The following is an 18266-nucleotide window of genomic DNA, read 5'->3' on the forward strand; positions in this document are numbered from 1 at the left end:
CCTCTCACCTGGGGTTTCTGGCACCTAAGGCCTCGATCGACCGACGCTTGGGCCGTGCGGCGGGCAGTGAACGCGGATGAACACACGTCGACCAATGACCGAAATCCACGTGATCTGGTACCAAGCTGGGAAAGTCCGCTAGATTGAGACAACTTCGCCATAACAACCGCCATTTCTGTGGCTGGGGTCAACCACCGGCGAACAGCGGGCTCTGGGTGTCAGGGTCTGGATTTTCAGATCTTTAGGGGAACCATTCATGAAGAAGCTCATCGCAGCGGTGGTGCTGGCTGGCGCCGCACTGCTCGCCACTCCGGCCGTCGCCAACGCCGCCGGCTACACGCCTGACTCCGACGTCTCCGTCTCCGGCACCGCCGTCGCCGGTGGCACCGCGGCCGTGAGCTTCACGCCGGGTGCCTTCCAGGACAACGAGACCGTCAACGTCCAGGTCACCGGTGCCGGTGCGGTCACGCTCGGCGCGCTGCCGACCACGACCGTCTCGAAGACCTACACGGCCGCTTCGGACGGCTCGCTCGTCGTCAAGGTCACGTTCCCCCAGGGCGCCTCGGGCACCTACAACCTGACGGCCACCGGCGCCACCTCGGGCGTCGTCGGCTTCGCGGCCTTCACCGTCGCCCCGGCTGACGCTGCTGCGGTTCCCGCCGCTGGTGCTGGCAACGGCACCGACGGCACGCTGGCCTTCACGGGTTCGACCGTCTCCGCCCTGGCCCTCTGGGTCGCCGGCGGCGCAGTCGTCCTCGGTGGTGGCCTCCTGCTGGTCCGCGGCTCGGTCCGCCGCCAGCGCGAGTCCGTCTGAGTCTCAACGCACTGAACGAAGCCCCCGGAGCAACTGCTCCGGGGGCTTCGTCGTGCTCGGGGTCCGTCCGCCCGGGCCGACGTCAGGAATCGGGTGGGGTCGGCTGGTCCCACACGGCGGCGTACCGGTCACGAACCAGCGGCCAGACTTCTGTCACGGCAGCGTCCATCGAACGGATGCGCTCGCTCAGCGGCGGGAAGAGCACGAACTCGTGGGGGATCGGCCGACCTGCACGGTCACGCCGACCCTCGGGGTCGTCGAACCGCAGCGCTGCGCACCCGTCCTTGTGTCGGAGGACCGCGGTCGCATCACCGACTCCGTCGAACGCCTCGTCGTAGGCGCGGAGCGGATCAATTCCGCTTCCGTCGTGCATCAGGAATCGGAAACCCCACGTCCGGCCACGCGTGGCCCAGATCATGCGTCGCCTCGGCGAAGGATCCGTTGCTCGACACCTCGGTCGAGGTCGTCGGCGAACCGCTCGAGCACCGTGGTGACGAAGTCCGCCTCAGCGGTCGCCGCCTTCTTCAGCTTGCCGACGCGCTTGGCGGCGTAGTTCGCCCCGCGGACGCCCGCCTCGCCGGCGATGAGGCCGACGAGCGCACCGACCGGCGTCGGCAGCTTCAGGCGCTTGCTCCCCAGGGAGCCCAGGAGCGGCCCAGCGAACCTGAGGAGCTGTTCGGCCGCCACTGCTGCGCGCTGCTTGTTCGTGGCCCACTTGGCGAAGCGCTCGAACGGCAACATGGCCGTGATCGGCATGAGCAGGTCGATGCCGGTGCGGGTGCCGACGTCGATCCTGCCCGGCTCGAAGCGCGCCGAGGACAGCAGGAGGAAGTCCTCGCCGACGTCGAGCGCGTCCGGGTCCTGCACGTAGCTCTTCAGGACGGTCTCGAGCTCCCCGAGCTCCTCACCGGCCTTACCGAGCACGAGTTCCCGGAACCGCTCGACGTCGACGTCCGGAAGCAGGTCGGCCTTCGACAGGCCGAGCGCCCAGATGCGCGGGAAGCGAGCGAGCCGTCGGCCGCCGTTCAGCACGTCGTCGCGGAGCTCGGACAGCCCGCTGTGGAAGTCCGTCAGCAACGCCTTCAGGTACCGTTCCTCTTCACCTGAGTGCTCCGCCAGACGCTGTCCGTCCACCATCAGGATCGCCACGTCGGCGCTGAGCAACGAACGGAACGTCTCGACCCGCCGCTCCGCCTCCTCTGCTGAGCTCGGGTCCTGCTCGAACCACTCTCCGGGGTAGTCGTGCCAGACGACCCGGAGTGTCTTCGCGGCCTTCGGCTTTCCCCGGGCCTTCGACTTCGACGTGGTGTCAACCGTCGGTTCGATCGTGAACGCGTACTCCGTCGACGCGAAGCGGTTCGCCGTCGGGGCTGACGCAGAATCCCGCATGCCGAGGTAGTTCTGGTGCAGCTTCCGGCCCTGCGCCTTGTCCACGGCCCGGACGGCGTACCCCTTCGCTCGGCGGAAGCTCGGTTCCTGAGCGCCGCCGTAGAACGACGACAGCAGCACGGTCTTCCCGCTGCCGCTCCCTCCGAACACGGCGACGTGTTGCTCCAACGGGTCCGTCTGTGTGCTCATGCCGTGAACGGTAGTCACGCTCGCCGCCGAGCCGCCCGGCTGAGCAGCAGTACGCCCACCACGGCCCCCAGGACCGCCCCCACGCCGTTGGCGACGACGTCGTCGATGGTCGCGGTGCGGGCGGGCAGGAACAGCGCCTGACCGGTCTCGATGCACGTGCTGACGACGAGCCCCGCGGCGATGGCGGCCCACCACCACCGCGCTCCGGCGAGCAGCACCACGAGCAGTCCGAGCGGCACGAAGTAGACCACGTTCGCAAGGGACTCGACGGCGGCGTAGTCGATGCGCTCCGGCAGGCCGTGACGGTGCGCGGCTGCGAGCGCGCGGGTGAGCCACGGGCCTCCTGCGGCGTCGACGGGGGAGCCCCAGAACCCGACGAGCGCCAGGGCGACGCCGTAGGCGATCGCCAGCCCCGTCGCGAACCGACGGCTGCGCCAGGTGGCCGGGGCGCGGTCGTCGACGCGGGGCTTGTCGGAGGTCACGTGCCGACGCTAGCGAGTCGCGCCTCCAGGCAGGTGTCCGCGCCGTTTCGTCCCCCGATCGCGGCGATCCGGAAAACGAGTACCCCGATCCTGACGCTGTACCCCGGAAGTGCGACGCACCTGCCCGGAAATCCGGGGCTGCCCGATGGGTGGCATTGACGGAACCCGTGAATTCACGGGCCTCGCTGGCGATCCCCTCGGCACTTCTCGTAGCGTTCTGGTGTCAGCAGATGTACCCCGGATCGTGAAGGAGAGCGACATGAGCATCACCGTGAACAACGCGACGCAGGCCGAGGTCACCCTCGACACCGACACCGTGGACACCATCGCGATCCTCGAAGCCGATGCAGCGCTCTCGTCGCGTCCCAAGCGCGCCAAGGTCACCTGGGTGCAGGAAGACCAGGGCGAGTGGATCGCCGGCTACGGCGGGTACTTCGGCGGCAGCGTCGACAAGCGCGACGACCGCTACGTGGCCTCCGACACCTTCGGGCTCGTCGTGGGCGAGTTCTCCTCTCTCGAAGAGGCGCAGACCAAGCTCGAGGACCAGCTCCACGTCATGCTCCCGCCGGTGATCCGGCCGGTCGAGTGACGACAGCGGACACCAGCTCCACCGGCGTCGGCCGCGACGCCCGCACCACCCGGAACCACCGGCATCACCCAGCACGCAGCACAGCACGAAGGAGCAGGACCATGAGCACGACCGTCGCCCACCGCCAGCAGGCCGAGGTGACCCTGGACACCCAGACGATCGAGGTCATCGCCGAGATCGAGGCCCAGGTCGTGGCTCCCGTGCAGGCAGCCCCCGTCCGCATCTCGTGGGCCCAGGCCGACACGGGCCTGTGGGTCGCGAACTACGGCGGCTACTACGGCGGCACCGTCGACCGTCAGGGCAGCCACTTCTTCGTCGCCGACACCTTCGGTGAGTACGTCGGGGACTTCCGTTCCCTCGACGAGGCGAAGGCACGCCTGGCCGAACGCCTGCACGTGCTGCTGCCGGACGTCATCCGTCCGACCGCCTGATCCGCTGCTGATCCCTCGCTGATCCTCGAACCCCCGCCGGCCCTGCCGGCGGGGGTTCTTCCGTGAGCCCGGGGCGTGATCGGACCGCGCCGGCGTGCCGTGGCAGGCCAGGCTGCGGCGTGGCCCCTGAACGAGTGGTCCCCCCTATTGGGGACCCCGGTTGTCCCCATCCGAACCCGAGGAACTGCCAGGATCAACCTGGCGCCAACGACCGTTCTCCCTGATCCTCCGGTCGGTTTCGGTGCCCGCATCGTCTCGACCCGAAAGTGATCATGCAGCGTACGAACCCGGGCACCGCTGTGCCCGCCGACGGTCCCGGCCGTCCTGCCGGCACCCGTGCCACCCGCCGATCCGGCCTGCGCGCGGTCGCCGTGCTCGGTGCGGCACTCCTGGTGGGCACCGGGCTGACCGCCACCTCGGCGGTCGTCGCGGCTGCGCCGGCCTCGGCCGTCAGCGCCACGAAGGACGGCGCCATGGTCTGCACCCCGCAGGAGACGCTGTACGCGGTCGACGGCACGGGCAAGGTCGTCGCGGTCGACATCAGCACCGGGGCCTCGCGGGGCACCACCGCCGACGTCACGAACCTCGGCACCGGCGCGAACAACGCTCTCGGCATCTCGCGCGAGGGCGTCTCGATGTTCGCGGCGTCGAACAACCAGACCGCGACCCTGCGGCAGTTCGACCCGAAGACCGGTGTCGCGTCGGACCCGGTCGCGACGGAGTCCGTCCGCTCGGTGATCCGTGGTGCGGTGAACCCGGTGACGGGCATCTACTACTACGGCTCCAACAAGGGCTGGCTCGGAGCGTACGACCCGAAGAGCGGCAAGTACCTCGGGCAGGTCGGCCAGATCGACGGCCTGAAGGACGGCAACGGCGACTTCGCGTTCAGTTCGCGCGGGCTGTTCTTCGTCGTCGCGTCGGACACCGTGTACCGGGTGAACACGGAAGCCGTCCCCACGGCCTCGGGGACGACCGCGATGACCACCAGCGCGATCGCCACCCTGCCCGCCGGCACGAACAGCCCCGGCATCGCGTTCTCGTCGGACGGCTACCTCTACGTCTCGAACACCGTGACGACCAACAGCGTCGCGACGACCACGATCTACCAGCTCGATCCGACCTCGGGCAAGGAGGTCCGCAGCTTCCCCATCGTCGGCAACTACGCCGCGAGTGACCTGGCGAGCTGCAACTACGCCGACACCGTCACGGGTGCGGCGAGCGTCGACCAGCGCTGGACCAGCGGCGACCAGTTCGCCCTGGCCATCAGCGGCGGCGGCATCGACACCACCAAGCCGGGGAGCGCCGGTACGACCAGCGGTTCCGCCACCGGTGTGCAGGCGCAGAAGGCCGGCGCCGTCCTGACGACGCCGAACAAGGAGTACACGGTCAAGCAGACCGCCGCGGGCACCACCGACCCGGCGAACTACGACACCACGTGGAAGGCGGTGGACCAGACGACCGGCACGACCGTCGCCAGCGGCACCGGCACCACGGGGACCTTCACGTTCCCGGCGGCCACCACCGCGGACGGCACGGACGTCCTGGTCACCTTCACGAACACGCTGAAGGCCACGCACGTCTCCACCAGCAGCGACACCGCCACGACCCCCACCGGCACGGCGCTCTCGGTGCCGGCCGCCTCGGGCGTGCTCGCGAACGACCGCGGCACCGGCCTGTCCGTCGTCTCGAACACCACGCCGGCGCACGGCACCGCCACGGTCGCCGCCGACGGCTCGTACACGTACACCGCGGCCGGCGGGTTCTCCGGCTCGGACACGTTCCAGTACACGGCGAAGGACTCCTCCGGGCAGACCTCGACCAGCACCGTGACCGTCACCGTCGCACCGAAGGGCTCCGACGACGCGTACAGCGTGCACGCGGGCACCGTGCTCAAGGTGAACGCCGCGGACGGCGTCCTGACGAACGACCGCGGGTCGGACCTGACCCTCACCGGCAGCGGCCAGCCGTCGCACGGTCTGGTGAAGATCGGCCCCGACGGGTCGTTCTCCTACGGCGCCGACAAGGGGTACTCCGGCCCGGACTCGTTCACGTACACGGCGAAGGACGGCTCCGGCGCGACGGTCACTGCGACGGTGCGGCTCACCGTGCTGCCCACCGCGACGGCCGACGCCGTCGCCGCGACGGCCGGGTCGACGACGACCGGCAACGTGCTCACGAACGACCTGGGCACCGGCCTGACGGTCACCGGCAGCAGCGCCCCCGCGCACGGCTCGGCGACGGTGCGTCCCGACGGCTCGTACTCGTACACCCCGGCAGCCGGGTTCTCCGGTACCGACTCCTTCACGTACACCGTGACCGACGGCAGCGGCGGGACCGACACCGTCACGGTGACCGTGCAGGTCGCGCCCGCGGCACAGGACGACACCGTCGAGGTCGCCGCGGGCGGCACGGCCACCGCCGGCACCCGCGCGACCGGTGTGCTCGGCAACGACTCCGGCACCGGGCTCACCGTGGCGTCGAACACGTCCCCCTCGCACGGTGCGCTGACGCTCGACAAGGCCACCGGCACGTTCACGTACACGCCGGCCGACGGGTACTCCGGCCCCGACGCGTTCACCTACACGGCCGTCGACGGCTCCGGCTCGCCGAGCACCGCGACCGTCACCATCACGGTCAACCCGACCGTCGGCGCCGACACCGCGTCGACGGACTCCGGCACCCCGGTGACGATCGACGTGCAGGCCAACGACCGTGGCTCGGACCTCGAGACCACGATCGTCACCGGTCCGTCCCACGGCACGGCCGTCGTCGCAGCGGACGGCTCGGTCGAGTACACGCCGGCCGCCGGCGCGTCCGGCAACGACTCGTTCACCTACACGGTGGCCGACGGCAGCGGAGTCACCACCGGTGCGGCGACCGTCACGATCACCGTGCGACCCGTCGCGACCGCCGACACGGTGTCGACCCGGGCCGACGAGGCGCTGACCCTCGACGCCGCCACCCTGACCGGCAACGACCGGGGAGCGGGACTGACCGTGACCGACGTGACCCCAGGCGGGGCCGCCGGCAACGGCACCGGCACCGGCACCGGCACCGGCGAGACCGGCGCCGCCCGCGGCACCGTCTCGCTCGACCGTGCCACCGGCCGCGTCGTCTACACCCCGGCCGACGGCTTCTCCGGCACGGACACCTTCACCTACACGGTGACCGACGCCGCCAGCCGCTCCACCACCGGCACGGTCACGGTCGTCGTCGGCCCCCGGGCCACGGCCGACACCGCCACCGCCACGGCCGGCTCGACGCTGACCGTCGCAAAGGGCGACGGCGTGCTCGCGAACGACCGGGGCACCGGCCTGACCGCGACCGTCGACCAGCAGCCCGCACACGGCACGGTCGAGCTCGCGGCGAACGGCTCGTACACCTACACGCCGAAGGACGGCTTCTCGGGCACGGACACCTTCACCTACACGGCGACGGACCCCGCCGGCCGCACCACCACCGGCACCGTCACGGTCACGGTCCGCCCCGGCACGGAGCCCGACACCGTCACCGTCGCGGCGGGTGGCAGCACCACGGTCACCTCCGGCGCCCTGACGGGCAACGACCACGGCACCGGCCTGATCGTCGTGTCCGTCACCCACGGCGACCACGGCACCGCGACCCGCAACGACGACGGCACGATCACGTACACGCCGAAGGACAGCTTCTCGGGCACGGACACCGTCACCTACACGGTGACGGACCCGTCGGGCGCCACGAACACCGGCACCGTGACGGTCACCGTCACCCCGGTCGCCGGCGGCGGGTCGACCTCGGCCGAGGCCGACGCCACCACCACCGTGCCGGCCGGCACCGGCCTGCTCGACGGTGCGAAAGGCACCGACCTGGCGGTCACCGACCACACGGAGCCCGAGCACGGCGACGTGACGGTCGACGAGGACGGCTCGTACACGTACAAGCCCGAGCCGGGCTACTCCGGCCCGGACGGGTTCGACTACACGGTCACCGACGGCTCCGGCGGGACCACCACGGGCACCGTGACGATCGTCGTCGCCCCCAAGGCCGCCGCGGACACCGCGACGACGAGCGCCGCGACCCCGGTCGACGTCGCCGTCACCGGCAACGACTCAGGCACCAAGCTGGCCGTCACCGCGGTGTCGAAGCCCGGCCACGGCACCGCCGCGATCACCGGCAGCACGACGGCCGGCGGCACCGGCGGCGGTGCGACCGCTGCCAGCTCGGTCACGTACACGCCCGCCGACGGGTTCTCCGGCACGGACACGTTCACCTACACGGTGACCGACCCGACCGGCGGCACCGCGACGGCGACCGTCACCGTGACCGTCACGCCGACCGCGATCGCCGACGCCCTGCGCACCGCGGCGAACACCGCGCTGCCGATCAGCGGCGCGACCCTGACCGGCAACGACCGCGGCACCGGCCTCGCCGTCACCGCGCACGGCCGCGCCGAGCACGGCACCGTGACCGAGGGCACCGAGCCCGGCTCGCTCGTCTACACCCCGGCGAAGGGCTTCTCCGGCGCGGACACGTTCGAGTACACGGTGACCGACGGCGCCGGACGGACCTCGACCGCGACGGTCACGGTCCTCGTCGGCGTCGCCGCGGTCGACCACTGGCACACGATGTCGACGAACCGCAGCATGCGCATGTCCGCCGACAGGGGTGTGCTGGTCGGTGACTCCGGTCGTGGACTCTGGGCCGCCATGGAGACGAAGCCGTTCAACGGGGAGCTCTCGCTCGAGAAGGACGGCTCGTACGTCTACACGCCCACGTCGAACTGGTCCGGCCGTGACTGGTTCACCTACTCGGCCAACGACTCCGACGGCACCGCGGCGTTCGCGCGCGTCGTGATCGACGTCGCCCCCGCCGCTACGGACGACAAGGCGACGACCACGGCCGGCAAGACGGTCCGGGTCGCCGGCCACGGCGTGCTCGGCAACGACCACGGTGACGCCCTGACGGTCGTCGCGGCGGGTCAGGCCCGTCACGGCACGGCCACCATCGCCGCCGACGGCACGTTCGTCTACACCCCGGCGAAGGGCTTCTCGGGCACCGACACCGTCACGTACCGTGCGCAGGACTCGATGGAGCAGCAGGTCGACGCCACCGTCACGATCACGGTCGGCATCGCCGCAGCGGACGACACCGGGCACACCGTGTCCGGCACGCCCGTCACCCGTGACGCCCGCCACGGCCTGCTCGCCGACGACCAGGGCACCGGCCTCACCGCGGCCCCGGCCCGGAAGCCCGCCCACGGCACCGTGACGATCCAGCGGAACGGTGCGTACGTCTACACCCCGGCCGCCGGCTTCACCGGCAAGGACACCTTCACCTACACGGTGACGGACGCCTCGGGGCAGACCGCCACCGCCACCGCGACCATGACCGTGGTCGCCGCGGCGGTCGCCACCGACGACTCCGCCACCGGGATCGTCGGACACCGGGTCGTCGTGGATCCGCTCGACAACGACTCCGCCACCGGCGGCGCCACGTTCGAGCCGGGCACGCTGCACCTGCTCCACCCGGAGTCCGGCACACCGACCGACCGCGTGGTCGTCGCCGACCAGGGCACGTGGACCATCCGCGACGGCCGGGTCGTCTTCACCCCGCAAGACGGCTTCACCGGAACCACCTTCGTCGGTTACACCATCACCGACAGTGCGGGTCAGACGGTCACCGCGACCGTCACGGTCACGTTCCCGACCGGGCTCGCCGCGTTCGTCCACGGCACCGAGCTCGCCTTCACGGGCGTGACCGGACTGGTCGGGCTCGGGCTCGCGGCACTCGCGCTCATGCTGGCGGGCGTGCTCCTGGTGACCCGGCGACGGATCGCGGTCCGCGTCGCGCCGGGCATCCGCCGCAGCGCACGTCCGTAACGGGCACCGGACTGGAGGCCCGGATCACCGCAGCAGACCCGCTGCGGTGATCCGGGCCTCCTGTCCGCGCGCGGGGCGCGACCGCCTACGCGACGGGCGCGATGAGCTGCGGTCCGTCGTTCCGCACGCTGTTCACCGTGCGGGAGACCTCGTACTGCGCAAGGCCCGCGGCCACCGTCAGCGACTCGTGGTCGAGCAGGGCCAGCAGGTCGTCGGCGTGCAGGTCGCCGCCGAGCCAGTCGTCGTAGCCGTCGGGCGTCAGGAACGCCGGCATGCGGTCGTGGACCTCGCCCGGGGCGACGTGGGCGTCACGGGTGATGATGGCGAGCGACAGGCGCCACTTGTCCGGGTCGCCCTCGGACTTCGTGGGGTCGGGCCAGGCGCTCACGACGCCGGCCATCGCCAGGGCGCCGCCGGGTTCGTGCACGAAGTGGGGTTCCTTGCCGTCCTCGCGCACCACCCACTCGTAGTACCCCTGCGCCGGGACGATGCAGCGGTTCGTGGCGAAGGCCCGCTTGAACATGCCGCTCGTCGCGACCGTCTCGATGCGTGCGTTGATCGGCTTCGGGCGCTGCTTCTGGAAGTCCTTCGCCCAGCTCGGCACGAAGCCCCAACTGATCTGCGGGAGCTCCCGTTCGCCGTGCCGCTGGCGGACGGCGTACACGGGGTCGGTCGGGGCGACGTTCCAGCTCGGGGCGAGGCCGGGGTGCACCTCGCCGGTGTCCTCGTCGACGTGCTCGGTCCGGGCGGCGAGCTCGCCCATGAGCTCGGGCAACAGATCGGCCGTGGTGTCGGAGACGACGAACCTTCCACACATGCGCCCAGTGTGCCCGTCACCGCCGACAGTGGTGCGCGTCGGGGGTCCTGTTCCGCTTCGTGAGCAGGAATGGTCGAGTGCCCCACAGCGACTCGACCGCTTCTGCTCACGAAGTGGGGCGGGCGGGGGTCTCGGGTGCGGGCGTCTCCGGGACCGGGTCGAGGGACTCGGCGGCCAGGCGGGCGCGTTCGGAGCGGCCGAGGCGGACGACGTACTCCGACAGCCCGATTGCGTAGACCGCGATCCAGAGCACGTGGAACCAGGTGGCGAGCCCGAGGACGAACGCCCCGAGGACGGCGACGAGAGCCGAACCGAGCAACGGTGCCGTCCGGGCGAGCGTGCCGATCAGCCCCCGCCGCAGCAGGACCGTGTCGGTGCGGACGACGTCGCGGTGCTCCGGCAGGACCGACACCGGACGACGCTGCACGTAGAGCTGCGTGGCGCCCCGCGCGGCGAGCTGCCACGAGGGCCGCACCTGCCGACCGTTGATCGTGGTCGAGGGGTCCGGCGGCTGCCACGTCGGGATGCACGCGAAGGCGAGCAGTCCGACGCCGAGCGCCAGCAGCACCATCGCGACCACGCTGCGGACCGGGGTGGTCCCCGTCCAGTCGACCCGGGCCTCCAGGACGGCCATGCCAACCAGCGCGACGACCGCCGCGAACCCGGACCACCGGGCAGCGCGACGGACGCGTGCCGGATCCAGCACGTCCGTGACGTGCCGGCGGAAGACCTGCCAGCCGAGCGTGAACACGGGTCATGTCTACCCGGCGCGCGGTGTCCGTGCCCGGACGGTCGATCGTCCTCTCGTTCGTGAGCAGAAGATGTCGGGTGCGGGCGAGGGACTCGACATCTTCTGCTCACCAAGCGACGCGCTCGCACCCGCAGCCCCCACCCGGACACGCCCGAGCGCTCCCCGCCCCGAGCCGTCGCACCCGCGACGTGGTGCTGCCGCTCAGGATTCGTCCAGGCGAGCACGGTGACCTCGGACCATGAGTCTCGACATCGTCTACACCGCCGCTGCCCACGCCACCGGAGGCGGCCGCGACGGACACGTCCGCAGCGAGGACGACCGGCTCGACCTCGACACCCGCCCGCCCAAGGAGATGGGCGGCAGCGGCGAGGGCACGAACCCCGAGCAGCTCTTCGCCGCCGGGTACGCCGCGTGCTTCCTCGGTGCCCTGCACGCCGCCGGCAAGGAGCTCGAGGTCGACACCACCGGCGCCGAGGTCTCCGCCGAGGTCGGCATCGGCGGCACCGGCAACGGCGCCTTCGGTCTCGCGGTCGAGCTCGACGTCTACGCCCCGAACGCCCCGCAGGGGCAGCGCCAGCGCCTGGCCGAGCGTGCAGACGAGATCTGCCCGTACTCGAACGCCACCCGCGGCAACATCACCGTCACGCTGTCCATCGTCGACTAGCGTTCGGCCGGTGGTCACCGACACGACGCGCTGCCCCTGCCTGAGCGGCAACCCCTACGGGGAGTGCTGCGGCCCCCTGCACGCCGGGGCCGTGGCGCCGACCGCGGAACGGCTCATGCGCTCCCGCTTCAGCGCCTTCGCGCTGGGCCTGCCGGAGTACCTGCTGCTCACCTGGCACCCGCGCACCCGCCCCGCGGGCCTCGAGTTGGACCCGACCCAGCGCTGGACCCGGTTGGACGTGCTGGCGACCACCTCGGGAGGCCCGTTCGACTCCCACGGCACCGTCACGTTCCGCGCGTGGTGGCGTTCCGACGACGAGCGCGGCACGCTCGAGGAGACGAGCGACTTTGTCCGCGAGCAGGGACGATGGTTCTACGTGGACGGCGTGGTCGCCTGATGACTGCGCACCACGCCAGCTGACAGGAGCCCACATGCCCGCACGCGACCTCACCCGCTTCGGCGACCGGACCACGGCCGCCGAGGTCGTCGACGGCCTCGACCTGTCGGGGCGCACCGCGGTCGTCACCGGTGCTGCGTCCGGCATCGGCGTGGAGACCTCCCGAGCGCTCGCCGGAGCCGGGGCGCGCGTGACGCTCGCGGTGCGGGACGTCGATGCCGGCCGACGGGTGGCGGACGACATCGCCCGGACGACGGGGACGGAAGCACCGGCCGTCGTCGAGCTGCACCTGGACCGTCCGGCTTCCGTCGAGGCCTTCACCGCAGCGTGGTCGGGGCCGCTCGACGTGCTCGTCGCCAATGCGGGCATCATGGACGCGCCCGAGTCGTACACGCCCGCCGGGTGGGAGTCGCACTTCGCGACCAACCACCTCGGGCACTTCGCCCTCGCGCTCGGGCTGCACGACTCCTTGGCTGCCTCGGGTTCGGCACGGATCGTCTCGGTGTCGTCGAGCGGACACGGTGGTTCGCCCGTCGTGTTCGACGACCTGTTCTTCCGCCGGCGTCGCTACGAGCCCGGACTCGCCTACGGGCAGTCGAAGACCGCCAACGTGCTGTTCGCCGTCGCTGCCAGCCGCCGGTGGGCCGCCGACGGCATCACCGCGAACGCCCTCATGCCCGGCGGGATCTGGACCGGGCTGCAGAAGCACTGGGACCCGGAGGTCCTGGCCGCCACGAAGATCGCCGCGGCCGACGCCGTGAAGTCCCCGGAGCAGGGAGCCGCGACCTCGGTCCTGCTCGCCACCGCACCGGAACTCGACGGGGTCACGGGTCGGTACTTCGAGGACTGCCACGAAGCAGCGGTGGTGGAGCGGATCGAGGACGGCCTGCACGGGGTGCTGCCCTGGGCACTCGATCCGGACCAGGCCGATCGCCTGTGGGACGTCTCCGTCGCGCTGCTCGACGCCGAGGCGCGTTCCCGCCGCTGAGTGAGGGTTGCCGGCGCCGGCTAGCTGCCGATGACGGCGGGCAGGTCGACCGCGGTGCGCATCGCCCGGCGGACCCCGGCCTCGTCGGGGAGCAGCTCGTCCTCGTCACCGGTCAGGAAGAACCGGATCTGCCCGATCGCCTGCTCGGTGAGCATGTCGAGGCCGTTCAGCACACGGCCACCGGCGTCGGTCCAGCGGCTGGCGACCGAGGTGGGCCACGGTTCGTAGGCGACGTCGAACAGGACGGCGTCCGGCCCCGACGGACGGAACTCGAGCGGGTCGGCGGCGCCGCCAGGCAGCGTCGAGAGGACGAACCCGTGGTGCGTGCCGGCGAGTTCGCTCAGGGGGTGCACCTCGAGCGTCACCCCGAGCCGGACGGCCAGGTCGACCAGCGCGCGCGTCTTCGCGGTGTCACGGACGAACACCCGGACGAGCGATGCCCCGAGCCGCACGGCAGCGGTCAGGGCGCTCGCCGCAGTGGCTCCGCCGCCCAGGATCGTGGCCTCGCCGGGCAGGTGTTCGAGCGCCTCGACCGGGCGGACGAGCCCCTGCACGTCGGTGTTGGCGCCGGCTCGAACGAGCGTGGAGCCCTCGAGGCGGAACGCGACGGTGTTGGCGACCCCGAGCTCGTCGACGAGCGGGGTGGTGCGGTCGAGCAGCGGCAGGACCTCGCGCTTGAGCGGCATCGTGAGGCTCAGCCCACGCCATTCCGGACCCAGCCCCGCGACGAACGCGGCGAGCTCGCCGGACGCGACCTCGTGCCTCCCGTAGGTGAAGGGCAGGTCGAGCGCATCGTAGGCCGCTGCGTGGAGCGTGGGCGAGAGCGAGTGCGCGATGGGGGAGCCGAGCACCGCGAGGTGCGTGCGGCCTGGATCGGTGAACGCCACGGTCACCCAGCCTAGCCAGCCGTGTTCCTGAGCACCCCGTTAGGTTAGGCTACCCTTCGTGAACCGTTCTCCCTTGCGTCTCCGACGCGTGCTCGCCGCAGCCGGCGCCGTCGTCGCAGCGTCCCTCGTCCTCGCCGGATGCGCGTCCGGCTCCGGCTCCTCGACCGACTCGGCGTCGTCGGGGTCGTCCGACGCCGCGTTCCCGGTCTCGATCACGACCGGCCTCGGCACCACCACCATCGAGTCGGCACCGAAGCGCGTCGTCGCGCTCGGGTGGGGTGACGCCGAGACCGCGCTCGAGCTCGGTGTCCAGCCGGTCGGCGCGAGCGACTGGCTCGCCTTCGGCGGCGACGGTGTCGGTCCGTGGCTCAAGGGTGCGTACGACAAGTCGCCGAAGATCATCCAGACGCTCGAGCCGAGCTACGAGGACATCCTCAAGCTCAACCCCGACGTCATCCTCGACGTGAAGTCCTCGGGTGACAAGGAGCGGTACGACAAGCTCTCCGCAATCGCGCCGACCGTGGCGATCCCCAAGGGCGGCGCGAACTACCTCGCCTCGACCGAGCAGCAGACGACCATGATCGCGAAGGCGCTCGGCAAGGAGTCCGAGGGCAAGAAGCTGCTCTCCGGCCTCGACGACGCCTACGCCGCAGCACGCAAGGCGCACCCGGACTTCGAGGGCAAGACCGCCGTCGTCGGTGCCTACAGCTCCGAGGGCTTCGGGGCGTACGCCTCCACCGACAGCCGTTCGACCTTCATGCGGAACCTAGGCTTCGAGATCCCGAAGGCCATCGACGAGCAGGCCGGCAAGGAGTTCTCCGTGCACCTGTCCGACGAGAACCTCGACCTGCTCGACGCCGACCTGACGCTGATCCTGCCGATCTACGTCGACGCGTCAGAGGCCTCGTCGAACAAGCTGTTCCAGAAGGTGCCGTCGGTCGAGGCCGGGCACGCGATCGTCTTCGACGACAAGGACGTCTCGTCGGCGTTCTCGATGGGCACCACGGCTGCGATCGAGTGGGCGCTCGACAAGCTGCCGGCGCAGTTCGAGGAGAAGCTCGGCTAGGGCTGGTCGTCGCTGCTGGCCGGTTCCGCTGGTCAGTACCACGAAAGCGACAGGGTGCCGCCGATGTCCGGTGGCACCCTGTCGCTTTCGCAGTTTGGGGGAGGGGAAGCGGGGCTAGACGCCGATGGTGGAGCCCAGCAGCGCGAAGAGCAGCGCGATCAGGGGGAGCGTGCCCTGCTTGAACGCGGAGTTGACGTACTTGCGACCCGAGCCGAGCAGGATCACCGCGGCACCGAGCATGCTCGCCGTCGAGAACACCACGAGGGTCCAGCCGCTCACGGTGTTGCCGGCCAGCACGAGCACGACGCCGAGGATCGCCCCGATCGCCAGGAACAGGTTGTAGAACCCCTGGTTGAAGGCGAGCGAGCGAGTCGCAACGGCTTCGGTCTCGGAAGCGATGCCGAAGATCCGGCGCGCTTGCGGACTGGTCCAGATGACCGATTCGAGGAAGAAGATGTACACGTGGATGAGGCCCGCGAGGACCGCACAGACACCCGAGATCACCAGCAGGACCGACATGTGCACATTCTCGCAGCAGCGGGCCGGGTTCCGCTGCACGTCCGCCAGTAGGCTCGGACCATGAACGACGACGTCACCCCGACCGAGGCCGACGCGAGCGCCGTCGCCGAACTGCGGAACATCCGGCAGAGCATCGACAACATCGACGCCGCCGTCATCCACATGCTCGCGGAACGCTTCAAGTACACGCAGCGCGTGGGGCACCTGAAGGCCGAGTCGGGCATGCCGGCCGCCGATCCGGACCGCGAACGGATCCAGGTCGCACGGCTCCGGTCGCTCGCCGCCGACTCCCACCTCGACCCCGCCTTCGCCGAAAAGTTCCTCAACTTCATCGTCGCCGAGGTCATCCACCACCACGAGCGCATCGCGGGCCGCGACGAATGAGCGCCGAGCTGCCGTCGCTTCTCATCGGGTCGTACACGGCGACCGGCGGCGGGAACGCCACGGGCATCTCGCTGGTCGACGCCGGGCCGGTCGGAGCCGTTCCGGCACCCCGGACCGTCGCGGTGCTCGACGACCCCTCTTTTGTCGCCGTCTCAGGTGACCGGGTCTACGCGGTCTCCGAGACGAACGACGGCGCCGTGTCGGCCTTCCGGCTGCAAGGTGGCGCACTCGAGCACCTGTGGGACGCCCCCGCCGGCGGAGACGCCCCGTGCCACGTGCGGGTCGACCCCTCGGGCGCGCTCGTCGTCACGAACTACGTCTCCGGTACGGTCACGGCGATCTCCCTCGCCCCGGCCGAGTCGCACGCCGCCTCGGTGACCGCCAGCGACGGCGTGGTGCTGCACGGGGACGCCGACCAGCGCTCCGTGCCGGCCGCAGCCGTCGCGGTCGCCGTGCTGCCCGACGCCACGGGTCCTGACGACGACCGTCAGGACGGCCCGCACGCCCACCAGTCGATCGCCACCCCGGACGGCACGGTGCTCGTCGCCGACCTCGGCGGCGATGCCCTGCACGAGTTCCGCGTCACGGTGTCGGCCGACGGGGTCCCCGCGATCGAGGCGCTCCGCGTGCACCACGTGACACCCGGCGCCGGCCCGAGGCACATGGCCTGGATCGACGGTGACCTGCTCGTCGCCGGTGAACTCGACGGGCGTGTGCAACGCCTGCGCCGTGACGACTCCGGGTCGTTCGTGACGATCGCCGCCGTGCCCACGTTCGACGGTGCCGTGGGGGAGTCGCTGCTCAGCCACATCGAGGTCGACGAGGCCGGCCGCGCGTACGTGGCGGTGCGCGGGCGCGACCTGCTCGTGGTGCTCGACGCACGTGACGGCGGGCTCGCCGTCGTCGGGTCGGTGCCCTGCGGTGGGGTCTGGCCGAGGCACTTCGCGCGGGTGCCCGGGTTCGTCCTGGTGGCGAACCAGATGTCCGATGCCGTTGCCGTCCTGCCGCTCGACGCCGAGGGCATGCCCGGCGAAGCCGTCGGGCAGATCCCGGTCGGCACCCCGACCTGCGTCGTCCCGCTCTGACGCCGGCGTGTTCGGAGCCGCAGCGCGCTAGAACTCGATCAGGTTCTCGAACGGGCGACCCTCGGCCAGGGCGGCGACCTGCTTGCGCATCAGTTCGATCGACCGCGGCACGCTCAGGTCGGTGTTGCCGCCGACGTGCGGGGTCAGCACGGTGTTCGGCGTCGTCCAGAGCGGGTGTCCGGCGGGCAGGGGCTCCGGGTCGGTGACGTCGAGGGCCGCGAACAGCCGCTCCGACCGCAGCTCGGCGACCAGGGCGTCCGTGTCGACGACCTTGCCGCGCGCCACGTTCACCACGAGGGCGCCGTCCGGCAGTGCCGCGAGCAGCTCCGCGTCGACCAGGCGTTCGGTCTCGGCGGTGAGCGGTGCGATGAGCACGAGCACGTCGGTCGTCGGGGCGAGCTCGGGCAGCTCGCCGAACGCGTGCACGTGCCGGCCGTCCTGCTCGCGAGCGGTCCGGGCGACCACCGTCACCTCGGTGCGGAACGCCTCGAACCGGGTGGCGATCGCGGACCCGATCGCCCCGTAGCCGACGACGGTCACCCGGCGGTCGGCGAGCGATCGGGTCTCGCGGGCGTCCCAGACGCCGTTGGCACGGTCGACCTGGAACGCCGAGATCTCACGGAGCGACGTCAGCGCGAGACCGACCGCGAGCTCGGCGGTCTCGTCGTCGTGGATGCCGCGGCCGTTCGCCAGCTGCGCGTGACCCGGCACGTGCGGGACGGCGTGCTCGTACCCGGCGCTCGGCAGCTGCAGCAGCTGGAGTTCGGGCAGGTCGTGCACGAACTGCCAGCGGTGCCGCCCCTCGAAGTAGAACGGCAGGAACGTGATCGCGACGTCGTCCGGGCGACCGTACGGCGACTCGACGTCCCAGACGTCCAGCTCGATGCCGTCCGGCACGGGGCCGAACCGGTCGACGAGCTCGGCGAAGGGCAGGGTGACGATCGGCATCCGCGACC

Annotated in this window: 18 protein-coding genes; 10 read left to right on the forward strand and 8 right to left on the reverse strand. The window is 71.3% G+C overall.

The window, feature by feature from the left end:
* Positions 1-256 precede the first annotated feature (256 nt).
* Positions 257-814, forward strand: coding sequence for a hypothetical protein (locus DEJ00_RS06720; RefSeq protein WP_111056811.1), 558 nt, complete (start codon positions 257-259; stop codon positions 812-814).
* Between the two features lie 82 nt (positions 815-896).
* Here DEJ00_RS06720 and DEJ00_RS06725 read toward each other — a convergent pair whose 3' ends face one another.
* The 3 genes from DEJ00_RS06725 to DEJ00_RS06735 are packed head-to-tail and all read right to left on the reverse strand — an operon-like array spanning position 897 to position 2874.
* Complete coding sequence (locus DEJ00_RS06725; RefSeq protein ID WP_250895962.1) at positions 897-1187, reverse strand: hypothetical protein; 291 nt, start codon at positions 1185-1187, stop codon at positions 897-899.
* A 41-nt stretch (positions 1188-1228) separates the two neighbouring features.
* Positions 1229-2392 (reverse strand): ATP/GTP-binding protein, encoded by a 1164-nt coding sequence (locus DEJ00_RS06730; RefSeq protein WP_111056813.1) that lies wholly within the window; start codon positions 2390-2392, stop codon positions 1229-1231.
* Positions 2393-2406: 14 nt separating this feature from the next.
* Entirely contained in the window at positions 2407-2874 is a 468-nt protein-coding gene (locus DEJ00_RS06735) for a VanZ family protein (RefSeq protein ID WP_111056814.1), read from the reverse strand.
* Positions 2875-3133: 259 nt separating this feature from the next.
* Between DEJ00_RS06735 and DEJ00_RS06740 the strand changes: the two genes are divergently transcribed.
* The 3 genes from DEJ00_RS06740 (at position 3134) to DEJ00_RS06750 (ending at position 9752) form a co-directional block, all read left to right on the forward strand.
* Complete coding sequence (locus DEJ00_RS06740) at positions 3134-3463, forward strand: hypothetical protein (protein ID WP_071248415.1); 330 nt, start codon at positions 3134-3136, stop codon at positions 3461-3463.
* A gap of 101 nt (positions 3464-3564) precedes the next feature.
* The gene (locus DEJ00_RS06745) at positions 3565-3894 is read left to right on the forward strand and encodes a hypothetical protein (protein WP_027465012.1); all 330 of its coding nucleotides are present in this window, start codon (positions 3565-3567) and stop codon (positions 3892-3894) included.
* 272 nt (positions 3895-4166) lie between these two features.
* Positions 4167-9752, forward strand: a complete 5586-nt coding sequence (locus tag DEJ00_RS06750; protein WP_146247891.1) for an Ig-like domain-containing protein — start codon at positions 4167-4169, stop codon at positions 9750-9752.
* Positions 9753-9837: 85 nt separating this feature from the next.
* Here DEJ00_RS06750 and DEJ00_RS06755 read toward each other — a convergent pair whose 3' ends face one another.
* Together DEJ00_RS06755 and DEJ00_RS06760 are read right to left on the reverse strand one after the other, a co-directional pair.
* A complete protein-coding gene (locus tag DEJ00_RS06755) occupies positions 9838-10569 on the reverse strand; it encodes an SOS response-associated peptidase (RefSeq protein WP_111056817.1) in 732 nt (243 codons plus the stop codon).
* 106 nt (positions 10570-10675) lie between these two features.
* Positions 10676-11320: a hypothetical protein gene (locus DEJ00_RS06760; protein ID WP_111056818.1), complete on the reverse strand. Its 645-nt coding sequence runs from the start codon at positions 11318-11320 to the stop codon at positions 10676-10678.
* A 238-nt stretch (positions 11321-11558) separates the two neighbouring features.
* On the opposite strand from DEJ00_RS06760, the gene DEJ00_RS06765 reads away from it, so the two are divergent.
* Genes DEJ00_RS06765 through DEJ00_RS06775 form a run of 3 tightly spaced genes read left to right on the forward strand, consistent with a single transcriptional unit; the run spans position 11559 to position 13369 of the window.
* Positions 11559-11984, forward strand: a complete 426-nt coding sequence (locus DEJ00_RS06765) for an organic hydroperoxide resistance protein (RefSeq protein ID WP_111056819.1) — start codon at positions 11559-11561, stop codon at positions 11982-11984.
* A 10-nt stretch (positions 11985-11994) separates the two neighbouring features.
* Positions 11995-12381 (forward strand): YchJ family protein, encoded by a 387-nt coding sequence (locus tag DEJ00_RS06770; protein WP_027465017.1) that lies wholly within the window; start codon positions 11995-11997, stop codon positions 12379-12381.
* Positions 12382-12415: 34 nt separating this feature from the next.
* A complete protein-coding gene (locus tag DEJ00_RS06775; protein ID WP_111056820.1) occupies positions 12416-13369 on the forward strand; it encodes an SDR family NAD(P)-dependent oxidoreductase in 954 nt (317 codons plus the stop codon).
* Between the two features lie 20 nt (positions 13370-13389).
* Here DEJ00_RS06775 and DEJ00_RS06780 read toward each other — a convergent pair whose 3' ends face one another.
* Positions 13390-14256, reverse strand: coding sequence for a shikimate dehydrogenase (locus DEJ00_RS06780; protein WP_220038844.1), 867 nt, complete (start codon positions 14254-14256; stop codon positions 13390-13392).
* Between the two features lie 73 nt (positions 14257-14329).
* Between DEJ00_RS06780 and DEJ00_RS06785 the strand changes: the two genes are divergently transcribed.
* Entirely contained in the window at positions 14330-15322 is a 993-nt protein-coding gene (locus tag DEJ00_RS06785; protein WP_250892279.1) for an iron-siderophore ABC transporter substrate-binding protein, read from the forward strand.
* 114 nt (positions 15323-15436) lie between these two features.
* Here the strand turns inward: DEJ00_RS06785 and DEJ00_RS06790 are convergent, their stop codons facing one another.
* Positions 15437-15841, reverse strand: a complete 405-nt coding sequence (locus DEJ00_RS06790; protein WP_051596616.1) for a DUF1304 domain-containing protein — start codon at positions 15839-15841, stop codon at positions 15437-15439.
* Between the two features lie 60 nt (positions 15842-15901).
* Between DEJ00_RS06790 and DEJ00_RS06795 the strand changes: the two genes are divergently transcribed.
* Together DEJ00_RS06795 and DEJ00_RS06800 are read left to right on the forward strand one after the other, a co-directional pair.
* On the forward strand, positions 15902-16225 hold the full coding sequence (locus tag DEJ00_RS06795; protein ID WP_111056822.1) for a chorismate mutase: 324 nt from the start codon (positions 15902-15904) through the stop codon (positions 16223-16225).
* Positions 16222-17310: a beta-propeller fold lactonase family protein gene (locus DEJ00_RS06800; protein WP_111056823.1), complete on the forward strand. Its 1089-nt coding sequence runs from the start codon at positions 16222-16224 to the stop codon at positions 17308-17310. The genes DEJ00_RS06795 and DEJ00_RS06800 overlap by 4 nt, the downstream gene beginning before the upstream one ends.
* A gap of 27 nt (positions 17311-17337) precedes the next feature.
* On the opposite strand, the gene DEJ00_RS06805 is transcribed toward DEJ00_RS06800, so the two are convergent.
* Positions 17338-18258 (reverse strand): 2-hydroxyacid dehydrogenase, encoded by a 921-nt coding sequence (locus DEJ00_RS06805; RefSeq protein ID WP_111033674.1) that lies wholly within the window; start codon positions 18256-18258, stop codon positions 17338-17340.
* Positions 18259-18266: the final 8 nt, after the last annotated feature.

Origin of the sequence: Curtobacterium sp. MCLR17_039 (genome assembly GCF_003234745.1) — a bacterium.
GTDB classification, from domain to species: Bacteria; Actinomycetota; Actinomycetes; order Actinomycetales; family Microbacteriaceae; genus Curtobacterium; species Curtobacterium flaccumfaciens.